Source organism: Sphingomonas sp. SP6 (assembly GCF_058313435.1).
The window spans coordinates 301,203-314,203 of sequence record NZ_JBZFLG010000003.1; the positions used below are offsets into that span (position 1 = coordinate 301,203).

The following is a 13,001-nucleotide window of genomic DNA, read 5'->3' on the forward strand; positions in this document are numbered from 1 at the left end:
TCGGCGCTTGGCGGGCACGGCCGGGCTATGGCATGGGCGCAGCCGTGAGCAAGCGCGGTCGCGTCCCAGAGCCCGACAAGGCCCCCCCCGTCCGCCGGAACGGCCCGCGCCAGGTGGCGGAGCTGCTGCCCGACGTCGGCCGCGCCGCGTTCAAGAAGTTCGGCTTCGTCCAATCCTCGGTCGTCAGCCGCTGGGGAGAGATCGTCGGCGGGCGCTGGGCCGCGGTCAGCGCCCCCGAATCGCTGCGCTTTCCGATCGGCAAGAAGGACGGCGGGACGCTGACGATCACCGTCCGCGGCGCGCATGCGGTGACGATCCAGCATATCCTGCCCGAGATCATCGAGCGGGTGAACCGCTTCTTCGGCTACGAAGCGGTCGCCAAGGTGACGATCCGCCACGGCGAACTCCCGGTCCGCGCCGAACGACGCGCCCCCTCGTCGCTGAAGCCCGTGCCGGTCGAACTCGGCGACAGCCTGAAGACGATCGGCGATCCCGAACTGAAGGCGGTGCTCGAAGCGCTCGCCGCGGGGGTCGCCGCGACCTCCGGCCTTCCGCAGGTGAAATGATGCGCCGCCGCCTCGCCGTCCTCGTCTCGCTGTTCCTCGCGACCGTCGCCTTCGCCGCCCCGGCGCGCGACTGGACCACCGTCGCCCGCGCGACTCCGGGCGGCTATGTGATCGGCAACCCCGCCGCCAAGGTGAAGCTGGTCGAATACGTCAGCTACACCTGCCCGCACTGCCGGCACTTCGTCGAGCAGAGTCACGACGTGCTGATGGGTCGGATGGTGCGGTCGGGCTCGACCAGCGTCGAGATCCGCAACCAGCTCCACGACAAGATCGACCTCGTCGCCGCGATCCTTGCGCACTGCATCGGGCCGCGGGACTTTCCCAGATATCACCGGGCGGTCTATGCCGCACAGGACGACTGGTACAAGCGTGCCGCCGACTACGACCAGTCGGGCGCGGTCGCCGGGCTGCCGAGCAACCAGGCCCGCGCCCGCGCCTTCGCCGACAGGTCCGGCCTGTCCGACATCGCCCGCAAGGCGGGCATGACCGCGCCTCGGCTCGACGCCTGCTTCAAGGACGACGCGAACATCCAGGCGGTCGCCAAGATGGCGTCGCAGGTGCGAGGCGACGTCGACAGCACCCCGGCGTTCGAGATCAACGGTCGCCTCGTCCTTCACGTCACCTGGGCCGAACTCGAGCCTCAGCTGCGCGCCGCCGGCGCCAAGTAACGGAGTCCCTTCCATGCGTCATCTCGCCCTCACCGCCACGCTCGCGCTGGCGCTCGCCGCCTGCGGCGGGTCCGACACGGCCGGCAACATCAGCGCCCCGGCCAATTCGGTCACCGCGGTCACCGCTCCCGCCGGGCAGGACTGGACCCAGGTCGTCTCGAAGACCGCCGAGAACGGCTATGTCATGGGCAATCCCGACGCCAAGCTGAAGCTCGTCGAATACGGCTCGCGCACCTGCCCGACCTGCGGCGCGTTCGGCCAGACCGGGATGCAGCCGCTCGAGCAGACCTACGTCAAGTCAGGCAAGGTCTCCTACGAGTTCCGCGACTTCATGGTTCACGCGCCGGACCTGGGCGTCGCCACCCTCGGTCACTGCGCCGGCGCCGCGCCGTTCTTCCCGATCCTCGAGCAGATGTACCTCGAACAGCCCGCCTTTCTCGACAAGCTCGAGAATGCGGCGCCGTTCCAGCAGAGCATCCAGGGCCGGCCTCCGCAGCAGCAGGCGGTCGCCTGGGTCGAGCACCTCGGCTACATCGACTTCCTCAAGCAGCGCGGCGTCCCCGAACAGCAGGCGCGCGCCTGCCTCGCCGATCCCAAGCTGATCAAGGAGATCACCGATCTGTCGCAAAAGGCGATGGACGAGCAGGGCGTGACGGGGACGCCCACCTTCTTCCTGAACGGCCAGCGGCTCGAGAACATCGTCAGCTGGCCGCAGGTTGAACAGGCGCTGAAGGCCGCGGGCGCGTAACCCTCGACACGGGCCACCGGCGCGATAGGCTCGCGCCGGACCCGATGCAGATCAAGCGCCTCCGCCTTGCCGGCTTCAAGAGCTTCGTCGATCCGGCCGATCTCCGGATCGAGCCGGGGCTGACCGGGGTCGTCGGACCCAACGGCTGCGGCAAGTCCAACCTGCTCGAGGCGCTGCGCTGGACGATGGGCGAGGCCAGCCCGAAGTCGCTGCGCGGCGCCGGGATGGAGGACGTGATCTTCGCCGGCACGGCAACCCGCCCGCCGCGCGACTTCGCCGAGGTCTCGATCCTCGCCGAGGTCGACGGGGACGATCGCGAGATCGTCCGCCGGATCGAGCGCGGGGCGGGCTCCGCCTACCGGATCGACGGTCGGGACGTCCGCGCGAAGGACGTCGCGCTGCTGTTCGCCGACGCGGCGACCGGTGCGCACTCGCCCGCTTTGGTCAGCCAGAATCGGATCGGCGCGGTGATCGCCGCCAGGCCCGCGGACCGGCGCGCGATGCTGGAGGAGGCGGCGGGGATCTCGGGACTTCACGTCCGCCGGCGTGACGCCGAGGCGAAGCTGCGTGCCACCGAAGCCAACCTCGAACGCATCGACGCGCTTGTCGCCGATCAGGGCGCGCGCGCCGCCGCGTTGCGACGTCAGGCACGCCAGGCCGAGCGCTACCGCATGCTCTCGGACGAGATCCGCGTGGCCGAGGCGCGGATGATCTTCGCGCGCTGGCGCGAGGCGGCGACCGCCGCCGACGTCGCCAAGGCCGAGGCGATGGAGGCCGAACGGCAGGTCGCCGCCGCCGCCGAGGCGCACCAGGCCGCCGCCGCCGAGCAGGAGGCGGCGGCTATCCGGTCCATCGACGCCCGTGCCGCCGCGCTTGCCGCGCGCGACCGGGCCGGCGAGGTCGCCCGTGCGCTCGCCGGCCTGCGAAGCGAGAAGGCCGCCGCCGAGCGCCGCCTCGCCGAACTCGCCGACACCGCGGCGCGGCTCGCCGCCGATCGCGGGCGCGAGGGCGTGCTCGCCGAAGACGCCGCTGCCGCGCTCGCCCGGCTCACCGACGAAGCGAAGGCGCTCGAATCACGGATCGCGGTCGCCTCGGCCGCGCTGCCCGCGCGCGACGCCGAGGTCGCCGCCGCCGAGCGGATCGCGCGCGATGCCGAGGTGGCGCTGGCCCAGGGTCTCGCGCGCCAGGCTGAGGAGGCGGCGGAACGACGGGTGGCGGACGCGGCGGTGGCGGCGGCGCGTACCCGGCTGGATCGCACCACCCGCGCGCTCGCCGACGCTCGCGCCGCGCTCGCCGCCCTGCCTGCCCCCGATCCGCTCGCCGCCGACCGCGACCGCGCGCTCGTTGAAGCCCGCGCAGCCGCGATCAGCGCCGAAGCCGCTCGCACCGAGATCGCGGAGGCCGAGACGACCGAGCGGGCGGCCACGGCACGGCGCGACGCCGCCCAGTCCGGCCGCGCCGCCGCTCGCGCCGACCTCGCCGCACTCGAAAGCGAGGCCGCAGCGCTCGAGCGGGCGACGAGGCGCGGCGGCCGCGACCGGCTGCTCGACCATGTCCGCGCGGCTCCGGGCTACGAACGCGCGCTCGCCGCCGCGCTCGGGGACGATCTCGACGCGCCGCTCGCGGCATGGCGCGGGGCCGAGGGCGATGAAGCGTGCGCGAAGGACGCGCTCGCCCCCAGCGTCACCGCGCCGCCTGCTCTCGCCCGGCGGCTCGCGCAGGTGATCGCGGTCGAGGCGGACGACGCCCGCACGCTCGCCCCCGGCCAACGTCTGGTCACGCGATCGGGCACCCTCCGCCGCTGGGACGGGTTCGTCGCCGAAGGCTCGGGCGCGGCCGCCGCCGAGCGGCTGGAACGGCTCAACCGCCTTTCCGCCATCGAGGCGGCGCTTCCACCGGCTCGCGCCGCCGTTGCGACCGCTGAGACGAACCTCGCTTCTGCCGAGCGCGACATCGCCGACGTCCGCGAAGCGGGGCGACTCGCCCGCACTGCGCTCGCCACCGCAGAGACCAAGGCGCGCGAGGCCGCCGCACGGGCCGACCGTGCCGCCGCAGCGCTCGATCGCCTGACCGGCCAAAGCGCCGACCTCGAGACCCGCGCCGGCCGCGCCGAGGCCGAGGCCGGCGAGGCGCAGGTCGAGCATGACGCGGCCGCCGCCGCGCGCGCGGCGCTTCCCGATGGCGGTGATGTCGCGAGCGAGGTCCAGCGACTCCATCACGGAGCGCAGGCCGCGCGCGATGCCGTTGCCCGCGCCCGCGCCGCACAGGCGGCGGCGGCGCGCGCGCTCGCCGCCGACCGCGAGCGCCGAGCCGGCGCCGACGCCGAAGCGAAAAGCTGGCGCGCCCGCGCCGGCGACGCCGCCCGCCGGATCGCCGAGATGGCCAAGCGCGCCGCCGCGCTCGCCGCCGAGCGGGAGACCATCGCGGAAAGCCCGGCGGCGCTACACGCGCAGATCGCCCATGAGAGCGACGCGCACGAGGCGGCGCGCGCCGCCGCCGAGGCCCTCGCCGTCGGCGAGCGCGCCGCCGATGTCGCCGTCCGTGCCGCCGAAGCCGCCGTCCGCGACGCGACCGAGGCGCTCGCTGCCGCCCGAGAGGCGCGCGCCGGCGCCGTCGCGCGGGTCGAGAACCACGAACTCCGCCGCCTCGAGATGGGTCGCGTCGCGGGCGAGCGGTTCGAATGCCCCGCACCGGTGCTGCCCGTGAGAGCGGGGTTCGACAGCGCGGACGTCCGTGCGCCCGCGGACGAGTCGGCATGTCACGACCGTCTGATGCGCGAGCGCGAACGGATCGGCCCGGTCAACCTCGTCGCCGAACGGGAGTTGGCCGAGCTTGAGGGTGCGGCGGCGCAGATCGCGGCCGACCGCGCCGAGTTGGGCGAAGCCGTTGCCGAACTGCGCGGCTCGATCGCACTTCTCAACCGCGAGGGCCGCCAGCGGCTCCGCGCGGCGTTCGAGGCGGTCGACGCGCATTTCCGACGCCTCTTCACCACGCTGTTCGATGGCGGGCAGGCGCATCTCGCGATGGTCGACTCGGACGATCCGCTCGACGCCGGGCTGGAGATCATGGCCCAGCCGCCGGGCAAGCGGCTCGGCTCGCTGACGCTGCTTTCGGGCGGTGAGCAGGCGCTGACCGCGACGGCGCTGATCTTCGCGGTGTTTTTGACGAACCCCGCCCCGATCTGCGTCCTCGACGAAGTCGACGCGCCCCTCGACGACGCCAACGTCGAACGCTTCTGCGACCTGCTCGACCGCATGACGGACGAGACGGCGACTCGCTACCTGATCGTCACCCACAATGCGGTGACGATGAGCCGGATGCACCGGCTGTTCGGGGTGACGATGATCGAGAAGGGCGTCAGCCGACTCGTCTCGGTCGATCTGGGCGGCGCGACCCACTTGCTCGCCGCCGAGTGAAGGCGCAGGTTCGGTCCGCGATGTTCGTCGACGACCGCTCCACCTGGCCCCGCCCCGACCCTGCGCCGAAGCCGCGCTCGGCGCGGGAGCGGGTCGTGTCGCGACTGGCCCTGGCCTATGCGCTGGTGCTGCTGCTCGCGCCGATCAGCCTCGGCTCGGCCGTGGACCTGATCCGTTACCTCGCCGGGCTGCTGACCGGCTGACCTGCCCGGCGGGCGCGCCGCTTCTCCGCCGCGATCATCGCCAGCGCGCGGGCGGTGTAGAGGAGGCAGAGCTCCTGGTGGATGCCGGCGACCTTCGGCTCGGCGGACTGGATGGCGCGGACGGCCTCGCACGAGGATCGTTCGAGAAGATAGTCGGTCTCATGGGTCACGGGGCGCTCCTTGGCGATTGCGGGTTCCCGTGTGCGGCCACCGTCTTGCACCAGTGCGTCGCGCGTGTTGCGACACGGTCGCATTCGTCCTCGCTCGATCGTCCCAGCGGCAGAACGCAGATCCCTAAGCCTTTTTTTTTGCGCGCCGGTGAACCGATCCCGTGACAATCGCCACCAAGATCACGTCCGGCCGCGAAGGCCGGGCGTGTGGGACGGGAGACATTCACATGGCGACTTCGATGCTCAGCGGCGCGCGCGCGCATGACGTGGACGATACGGTGATCTGGCTGCCGCGCGAGTTCATCACCCGCGACGGCACCGACGGCAAGGACCGACTGATCGGCGGCGACGGCGCGGATACTCTGCGCGGGCTGGGCGGCAACGACGTGATCGACGGCGACGACGGCGACGATCTGCTCGTGGGCGGCGCGGGCGACGACAAGATCATCGGCGACAACGGTGCCGACCGGATCTCGGGCGGCGCCGGCAACGACCGGATCGACGGCGGCGAGGACGACGACGTGATGTCGGGCGGCGGCGGCACCGACACCTTCATCTTCGACGATCAGTTCGCGCAGCACGACACGATCACGGACTTCTCGCGCGCCGACCGCATCGTCTTCGACGCCGATCGCGGTCAGGAGCCGCAGAACTTCGGGGACCTGACGCTGACTGACACCGCCGACGGACTGCTGATCGGCTACGGCGACTCGACGCTGATGCTGAGCGGGCTGACCAGCGTCGACATCAGCCCGTCACAGTTCCGTTTCGACTGAACGGCGCGGGGCGCGCGTCGTTCAGGCGCGCGCCTCGGCGGCAATGTGGCGGAGCGCGCGTTCGAACTTCTCCGGCGGCTGGCCGCCATTGATCACGTAACGGTCGTCGACGACGATATAGGGAACGCCGCGCACCCCCTCGGCGAGCCAGCGGCGCTCTTCGGCGCGGACCTCGTCGGCGAAACGCCCGACGTCCAGCACCTCCGACGCCGCCGCGCGATCGAGCCCCGCCTCTGCCGCCACGTCGGCGAGCACACTGCGATCGGCAAGGCTCGCCCCGCGCTCGAGATGCGCGCGGAACAGCGCATCGGCGAGGGCAAGCTGACGCTCCTTCCCCGCCCAGAACAGCAGGCGATGCGCGTCGAAGGTGTTCCAGATGCGCGCGCCCTCGCCGCCCGCAAGTTCGAGCCCGACCGCGCGCGCTTGCTCGCGCAGCGCCGTCCGACTCGCGCGCGCCGCATCGGACGACACGCCATATTTGCGCGCGACATGCTGGCGCGCGTCCTCGCCCTCCACCGGTAGGTCAGGATTGAGTTCGAACGGCCGGACACGGACCTCGGCGTCCACCATGCCGCCGACCCGTTCGAGCGCGATCTCGAGCGAGCGTAGCCCGATCGCGCACCACGGGCAGACGAGGTCGAGGACGACATCGATCTCGGGGCGGGCGGGTGTCATCCGCGCGTCGGATCGATCAGATATTTCTCTCCCGTCGCCTTGCGCTCGTACGCCCGCAGGATGTCGGGATCGAGCGCCTCGGCCAGCCCGATCGTGCGGGTGTAACGGCTGGCGAAGGTGGTGGTCAGCTCATCGACCACGCGCTGCCGCAGGCGCCCGGCGACCTCCTGACCGGCCTTCTGAAGGAACGGCGTCAGCAGCCAGCCGGACACGCTCCACTGGAATCCGAACGAAAGCCGGTTGAGGACCGTCGGTGACAGATCGAGTGCGCCGTAGATGTAGAGTTGCTTGAACGTGTTCGATCCGTAGCGGCTATATTCGGTCATCGTCCGCACCGCCGCCTGCTCCATCGCCTGGACGAGGTCGCCGCCCAACGACCCGCCGCCAATCGCGTCGAACGCGACGGTGGCCCCGGTCTCCGCGATCGCGTCGACCAGCTTCGCCCGGAACCCGGCCTCGCGGCTGTCGAGGACGTGCGTCGCCCCGATCCCGCGCAGCAACTCCGCCTGCTCGGCGGACCGGACGATGTTAACCAGCGGCACGCCGTCGGCGAGGCAAATCCGCTGGAGCATCTGCCCCAGGTTCGACGCGGCGGCGGTGTGGATGATGGCCCGGTGTCCCTCGGCGCGGGCGGTCTCGACGAACCCCAGGGCGGTGAGCGGATTGACGAACATCGACGCGCCGTCCGCCGCGGTCGCGCCGTCCGGAAGCGCGACGACGTCGCGCGCGCGCAGCTTGCGATAATCGGCGAACATCGCCCCGCCGAGCATTCCGACCCGTTTGCCGAGCAGCGCCTCCGCACCCTCGCCCGCGGCGATCACGGTGCCCGCACCCTCGTTGCCGACCGGGAGCGACTGGCCGATCCGCGCCGCGATCGATCCCAGCCGACGCTCCGGAATGGTGAAGCGCAGCGTCGGGCTCCCTGCCTCGCCGCCCGGCGTCAGCGACGCCACGTCGGCGGGGCCGAGCAGCAGACCGAGATCGCTCGGATTGATCGGCGCCGCCTCGACCCGGACGATCACCTCTCCGGCCGCCGGATCCTCGTACGCGACCGTCTCGAGGCTCAGCGTCAACGCGCCGTCCGGGCTTGCCGTCGACCTGAGTTCGCGTCCCGAAACCGCCATCACTCTCTCCCGTCGCTGGTTCGCCCGTTCGCATCGGCCTGGCCGCGCGCGCGGTCAACCGGCTGCTCCCGCGATCGCGGGAAGTTCGGCTTTGACAGACCACCATCGGGCCCGCACGTCGACGCGGCACCAGGAGGACGCGCCGCGCCATGACCGAACCCCGCGAACAAGATCTCAACGCCGCGCTCGGTCTCGCCCGCGTCGTCACCATGGATCCCGCGGGCCGGGCGTCGCTCGAATATCGGGCCGGACCGCACATGTGCCATTCGGGCGGCGTGGTTCAGGGCGGCTTCGTCACAGGCTGGCTCGACGCCGCGATGGCGCACGCGATCATCGCCGCCGCCGGCCCCGATGTGGTCCCGATGTCGCTGGAGCTGAAGGTCAGCTTCTATGCGCCCGCCCGTCCCGGACCGGTGACCGCGGAGGCCTGGATCGAGCGCCGGGGCCGCACCACCTGCTTCGCCGAGGCGCGGCTACTCGACTCGGCCGGCAAGGTCCTCGCCAAGGCGAGCTCGACGTTGATGCTGGCCGAACGGAGCCGGGTGGAGCAGGCCGCGGCGGCGGCCGCAGCGACGCGGTAGCCGCCGTTGAGGAAGCGTCGTCGGAACGGCGGCTGGGCGGCCGCGGCGCGTGCCTCGGCGTTCGAGATGCGGCTGCTGGTGGCGGGCGTCGTCGTCCTGGTGCTGGCCGTGGCGGCGCTGGCTGCCTGGCGCTTCCTCGGGGACGAGCGAACCGGCCCCGAGCCGCTGACGATGGCGCAGGCCCGCGCCTCCAACGCCGCCGTCCCGATCGAAGCCCGCTGGCGAGTGCGGGCGAAGCCGTACCGCTTCCGCGGTGGCTCGGCCGAGCGCGCGCAGGCGGTCGACTGTCTCGCGACCGCGGCGCTGTACGAGGTCGGCGAAGACCGGCGCGGGCAGAGGGCGGTCATCCAGGTGATCCTCAACCGCGCGCGGACGGCAGGGTTTCCGCGGACGATCTGCGGCGTCGTTTACGACGGCTATGCGCGGGCGACCGGGTGCCAGTTCTCGTTCACCTGCGACGGCTCGATCCAGCGGCGCCCGCGGCATGACGGCTGGGCGCAGGCGCGCGCGGCGGCACGACGCGCGCTCGCCGGCGCGGTGTTCGCCGATGTCGGCGGCGCTACTCATTACCATGCGGACTGGGTCGTCCCGTACTGGCGCGACTCGCTGACCAAGGTCGCGCGGGTCGGGACCCACTTGTTCTATGTCAGGACCCGTCGCGACCGTATGATGACGGTGGAGCGGGTGAAGGGAATCGAACCCTCGTCGTAAGCTTGGGAAGCTTCTGCTCTGCCATTGAGCTACACCCGCATGTCGAAATCGGCCGCTCACATCTCATGGCGCAGCCGCTCGCGCTGACGACGGGCGCTCGCACAAAGGCCCGCGGTCGTCAACTGCGGAGCGGTCGCGGGTCGGGCGAGCGCGCCCGCTCGCGTCAGGCGCGTTGCGGCGACATCGCGGTCGCCGTATCCGCCCACGGACGTGACCGTCAGCCAGCCCTTCAACGCCGATCCGCCGAACGGGGGCGCCTCGCCCCGCTCGCGCCGCACGCAGCGGGCACGCTGGATCGGCGTCCTCTCGCTCTGCGGCGTGACGGCGATCGCGGCCGTCTGGAGCGCGCGCACGACGCTGGGAAGCGCGGTGATCGATCGCAAGCTCGCGGCGGCGCACGTGCGCGCGCGCTATCGCATCGCCGATCTCGGCCTGGGTCGCCAACGGCTGGTCGATGTCGTCGTCGGCGATCCCGCGCGCCCCGATCTCACCGCCGACTGGATCGAGATCCGTACCCGTCTCGGCTTTGACGGCGTCGTCGTCACCACGGTGCGGGCCGCCGGATTGCGGGTGCGCGCGTCGATCGCTGGCGGCCGCCTCTCATTGGGCGAGATCGACCGCCTCCTGCCGGACTCGACGGGCGCGGGCGGTTTCCGCCTCCCCGCCGTCGACCTCCAGGTGACGGGCGCACGGGCGCAGGTCGCTTCCCCGATCGGGGTGATCGACCTCGTGCTCAGCGGACGCGGACGGCTGGACCAGGGTTTCCGCGGCCGCGGGGTGGCGACGAGCCGGCGCCTCACCGTAGCCGGCTGCACGGCGTCTCGACCCGGCCTCACGACGACGATCGCGACGCACGCCGGTGGCCTGACCCTGACCGGCCCGGTCCGTGCGGACCGCGTCGCCTGCCCGGGCGGGGCCGTCGCAGGGCCGATCGCCGAGGTGACGGCGACGCTCTCGGCGGGATTGCGCGAGTGGCGCGGCGCGGCGGCGCTGCGCATAAGCGGGATCGCAGCCTCGTCCTTCGCGGCGCGGAGCGCAGGAGGCCGCATCGTCTTCGCCGGCTCGCCGCAGGGCACCTCCGGCACCCTGGCGCTGACCGGAGGCCCCGCCCGGCTTGGAGGCCTCACCAGCCGGGCGATCGCGGTGACGGGCCGATACCGGATCGACAGCGACGCGGCCTTCCTGGGCAAGGTCAGCGCGACGGGCGTGTCCGCGCCTTCTCGGCTCGTCGCGCGGCTCCAGCGGCAGCGGGCCGCCGCGATCGGCACCCCGCTCGGTCCCCTGGTCGCCAAGGGAACGGCCGCACTTGCGCGCGCCGCCCGCGACTTCGACGCGGTCGCCGGAATTGTGCTGAGAGGCGGCGGGGCGTCGCTCGGTCGCCTGACCGTCGTCGCCCGTTCGGGCGCACGCGCCGCATTCCTGCCGTCCGCCCCGATCGCCATCGCGGGCGGCGCATCCGCGCCGATGGGCGGCGAAGCGCGGCTGAGGGGCGGCGGATTGCCGGCGGCGACGATCCGCTTCGTTCGTGCGCAGACGGCGGAGCGGATCCGCGGCGTCGCGTCTTTCGCCCCCTATGCGACGGTGGGCGCGCAACTCGTGCTCGATCCGGTCCGATTCACCTGGGGCGCGAGCGGCGCGCGGATCGCCACGACCGCGACCATGTCCGGACCGTTGCCGAACGGGCGCGTTGACCGGTTGCGACTGCCGCTCATCATCGACTGGAACGGGGCCACCGGCGTCACGGTCGACCCCGGATGCGCCGCGCTGTCCTTCGACCGGCTCGTCGCCTCCACCCTAACGCTGCGCAGCACGCACATCCCCTTCTGCGCCAGCGGGGCGGCGCTGGTCGCGATGGATGGCGGCGTGGTCACCGGCGGCGCGCGCATCGCCGGCCTTCGCCTTCAGGGATCGCTCGGCGCTTCGCCGATCACGCTGGCGGCCGCCGACGCGCGCGTCAGCATCGCGAGCCGTCAGGTCGAGGCCCGCGGGGTGGCGGTCCGCCTCGGTCCTCCGGACGCGGCAACCAGCCTCGATCTCGGCCGTCTGCGCGGCGCGCTGTCCGGGGCTGGCGCCGCCGGAGCCTTCGACGATCTCTCCGGGCACATCGGCAAGGTGCCGCTGCGGGTTTCGAACGGCACCGGCGTATTGGCAGCCGGCGGCGGCGCGGTGACGCTCGCCGCGACCGCCACCATCGCCGACGCGAATCCTGGTGCGCGTTTCAAGCCGCTCGGCGCGGATGCGATTCGCGTGCGCCTCGCGGATGGCGCGATCGCCGCGACGGCGGCGCTCGTCACGCCCGATCGCAGAACCCGCGTCGCCGACGTGACGATCGCGCACGACCTCGGACGAGGCACGGGCGAGGCGATCTTGGCGGTCCCCGGCCTCGCGTTCACCAAGGCGCTCCAACCCGAGGCGCTGACGCCGCTCACCTTCGGCGTGATCGCCGATGTCCGCGGAACCGTCACCGGCGATGCGCGAATCGCCTGGAGCCCGGCAGGGGTGACCAGCGGCGGGACGTTCCGCAGCGAAGGCCTGGATCTCGCCGCCGCGTTCGGCCCGGTACGCGGCCTCGCCGGCGCGATCCGCTTCACCGATCTGCTGAACCTGGAGAGCGCGCCAGGCCAGGTCGCGACGATCGCATCGGTCAACCCCGGCGTCCCGGTCGAAGACGGCCGCGTGGTCTATCGCCTCGTCCGCGGAGGCGGCGTGGCGGTGGCGAGCGGGCATTGGCCGTTCGCGGGCGGCGCGCTCGATCTGCGCCCCACCCTCTTGAGTTTCGGCGGTGCGAGCGAGCGTCGGCTCACCTTCGCGCTCGACGGTGTCGACGCGGGACGCTTCCTGCAGCAGTTCAACTTCGGCAATCTGAGCGCCACCGGCACCTTCGACGGAACGTTGCCGATGATCTTCGACGCGGGCGGCGGCCGGATCGAGAGCGGCGCGTTGCGGGTGCGTCGGGGCGGCGGCAACATCGCTTACCTCGGCGAACTGACGAAGGAGGACCTCGGCACCTGGGGGAACCTCGCCTTCCAGGCGCTGCGCTCGATCGACTACCGTGACCTCGCCATCGCGATGAACGGCCCCTTGGCGGGGGAGATGATCACCGAGGTGCGCTTCGCAGGCATCAGCCAGGGCAAGGGCGCACGGTCGAACATCCTGATCCGGAGACTGCAGAAGCTGCCGCTGGTGTTCAACATCCGCATCCGCGCGCCTTTCCGCGGGCTGATCGACTCCGCTCAATCCTTCTACGATCCGGCCCGGCTGATCGCGCGCAACCTGCCGGCCTTGCTGCGGCGGCAGAACGAAGCGGACCCGCCCGCGCCCGCGATTCAGGCTGGCGCAAGCGAGCCGCGGCCATGATAGGAC

11 protein-coding genes and 1 tRNA gene are annotated in these 13,001 nt (G+C 72.4%); 8 read left to right on the forward strand and 4 right to left on the reverse strand.

Translation table 11 applies throughout. The features are described from left to right. The first annotated feature begins 32 nt into the window (after positions 1-32). Genes AC4GYY_RS11635 through AC4GYY_RS11650 form a run of 4 tightly spaced genes read left to right on the forward strand, consistent with a single transcriptional unit; the run spans position 33 to position 5,398 of the window. Positions 33-566, forward strand: a complete 534-nt coding sequence (locus AC4GYY_RS11635) for a DUF721 domain-containing protein (RefSeq protein WP_491120730.1) — start codon at positions 33-35, stop codon at positions 564-566. Next, positions 566-1,234 (forward strand): thioredoxin domain-containing protein, encoded by a 669-nt coding sequence (locus tag AC4GYY_RS11640; protein WP_491120731.1) that lies wholly within the window; start codon positions 566-568, stop codon positions 1,232-1,234. The genes AC4GYY_RS11635 and AC4GYY_RS11640 overlap by 1 nt, the downstream gene beginning before the upstream one ends. Positions 1,235-1,247: 13 nt before the next feature. Next, the gene (locus AC4GYY_RS11645) at positions 1,248-1,982 is read left to right on the forward strand and encodes a DsbA family protein (protein WP_491120733.1); all 735 of its coding nucleotides are present in this window, start codon (positions 1,248-1,250) and stop codon (positions 1,980-1,982) included. Between the two features lie 44 nt (positions 1,983-2,026). Next, positions 2,027-5,398: a chromosome segregation SMC family protein gene (locus AC4GYY_RS11650; protein ID WP_491120734.1), complete on the forward strand. Its 3,372-nt coding sequence runs from the start codon at positions 2,027-2,029 to the stop codon at positions 5,396-5,398. Between the two features lie 175 nt (positions 5,399-5,573). On the opposite strand, the gene AC4GYY_RS11655 is transcribed toward AC4GYY_RS11650, so the two are convergent. Further along, positions 5,574-5,771 (reverse strand): hypothetical protein, encoded by a 198-nt coding sequence (locus AC4GYY_RS11655; RefSeq protein ID WP_491120736.1) that lies wholly within the window; start codon positions 5,769-5,771, stop codon positions 5,574-5,576. Positions 5,772-5,998: 227 nt separating this feature from the next. On the opposite strand from AC4GYY_RS11655, the gene AC4GYY_RS11660 reads away from it, so the two are divergent. Further along, positions 5,999-6,547, forward strand: coding sequence for a calcium-binding protein (locus tag AC4GYY_RS11660; RefSeq protein WP_491120737.1), 549 nt, complete (start codon positions 5,999-6,001; stop codon positions 6,545-6,547). A 21-nt stretch (positions 6,548-6,568) separates the two neighbouring features. Here the strand turns inward: AC4GYY_RS11660 and AC4GYY_RS11665 are convergent, their stop codons facing one another. Both AC4GYY_RS11665 and AC4GYY_RS11670 read right to left on the reverse strand, forming a co-directional pair. Beyond that, positions 6,569-7,222 (reverse strand): DsbA family oxidoreductase, encoded by a 654-nt coding sequence (locus AC4GYY_RS11665; RefSeq protein WP_491120739.1) that lies wholly within the window; start codon positions 7,220-7,222, stop codon positions 6,569-6,571. Beyond that, complete coding sequence (locus AC4GYY_RS11670; RefSeq protein ID WP_491120740.1) at positions 7,219-8,346, reverse strand: zinc-binding dehydrogenase; 1,128 nt, start codon at positions 8,344-8,346, stop codon at positions 7,219-7,221. Before AC4GYY_RS11670 ends, AC4GYY_RS11665 begins: the two co-directional genes overlap by 4 nt. 149 nt (positions 8,347-8,495) lie before the next feature. Here AC4GYY_RS11670 and AC4GYY_RS11675 point away from each other — a divergent pair, with 149 nt between their 5' ends. Further along, the gene (locus AC4GYY_RS11675) at positions 8,496-8,927 is read left to right on the forward strand and encodes a PaaI family thioesterase (protein WP_491120741.1); all 432 of its coding nucleotides are present in this window, start codon (positions 8,496-8,498) and stop codon (positions 8,925-8,927) included. Positions 8,928-8,933: 6 nt separating this feature from the next. Beyond that, a complete protein-coding gene (locus tag AC4GYY_RS11680; protein WP_491120742.1) occupies positions 8,934-9,638 on the forward strand; it encodes a cell wall hydrolase in 705 nt (234 codons plus the stop codon). Here AC4GYY_RS11680 and AC4GYY_RS11685 read toward each other — a convergent pair. Then, a tRNA-Gly gene (locus tag AC4GYY_RS11685) sits at positions 9,604-9,677 on the reverse strand. The two genes, AC4GYY_RS11680 and AC4GYY_RS11685, sit on opposite strands and share 35 nt — an antisense overlap. A 171-nt stretch (positions 9,678-9,848) precedes the next feature. Here AC4GYY_RS11685 and AC4GYY_RS11690 point away from each other — a divergent pair. Further along, on the forward strand, positions 9,849-12,995 hold the full coding sequence (locus AC4GYY_RS11690) for an intermembrane phospholipid transport protein YdbH family protein (RefSeq protein WP_491120743.1): 3,147 nt from the start codon (positions 9,849-9,851) through the stop codon (positions 12,993-12,995). The last annotated feature ends 6 nt before the right edge of the window (positions 12,996-13,001 follow it).

Coding starts and splice junctions, on each gene's coding strand:
- AC4GYY_RS11635 (WP_491120730.1), top strand. CDS start 33: ATGGGCGCAGCCGTGAGCAAGCGCGGTCGCGTCCCAGAGCCCGACAAG.
- AC4GYY_RS11640 (WP_491120731.1), top strand. CDS start 566: ATGCGCCGCCGCCTCGCCGTCCTCGTCTCGCTGTTCCTCGCGACCGTC.
- AC4GYY_RS11645 (WP_491120733.1), top strand. CDS start 1,248: ATGCGTCATCTCGCCCTCACCGCCACGCTCGCGCTGGCGCTCGCCGCC.
- AC4GYY_RS11650 (WP_491120734.1), top strand. CDS start 2,027: ATGCAGATCAAGCGCCTCCGCCTTGCCGGCTTCAAGAGCTTCGTCGAT.
- AC4GYY_RS11660 (WP_491120737.1), top strand. CDS start 5,999: ATGGCGACTTCGATGCTCAGCGGCGCGCGCGCGCATGACGTGGACGAT.
- AC4GYY_RS11665 (WP_491120739.1), bottom strand. CDS start 7,222: ATGACACCCGCCCGCCCCGAGATCGATGTCGTCCTCGACCTCGTCTGC.
- AC4GYY_RS11670 (WP_491120740.1), bottom strand. CDS start 8,346: ATGGCGGTTTCGGGACGCGAACTCAGGTCGACGGCAAGCCCGGACGGC.
- AC4GYY_RS11675 (WP_491120741.1), top strand. CDS start 8,496: ATGACCGAACCCCGCGAACAAGATCTCAACGCCGCGCTCGGTCTCGCC.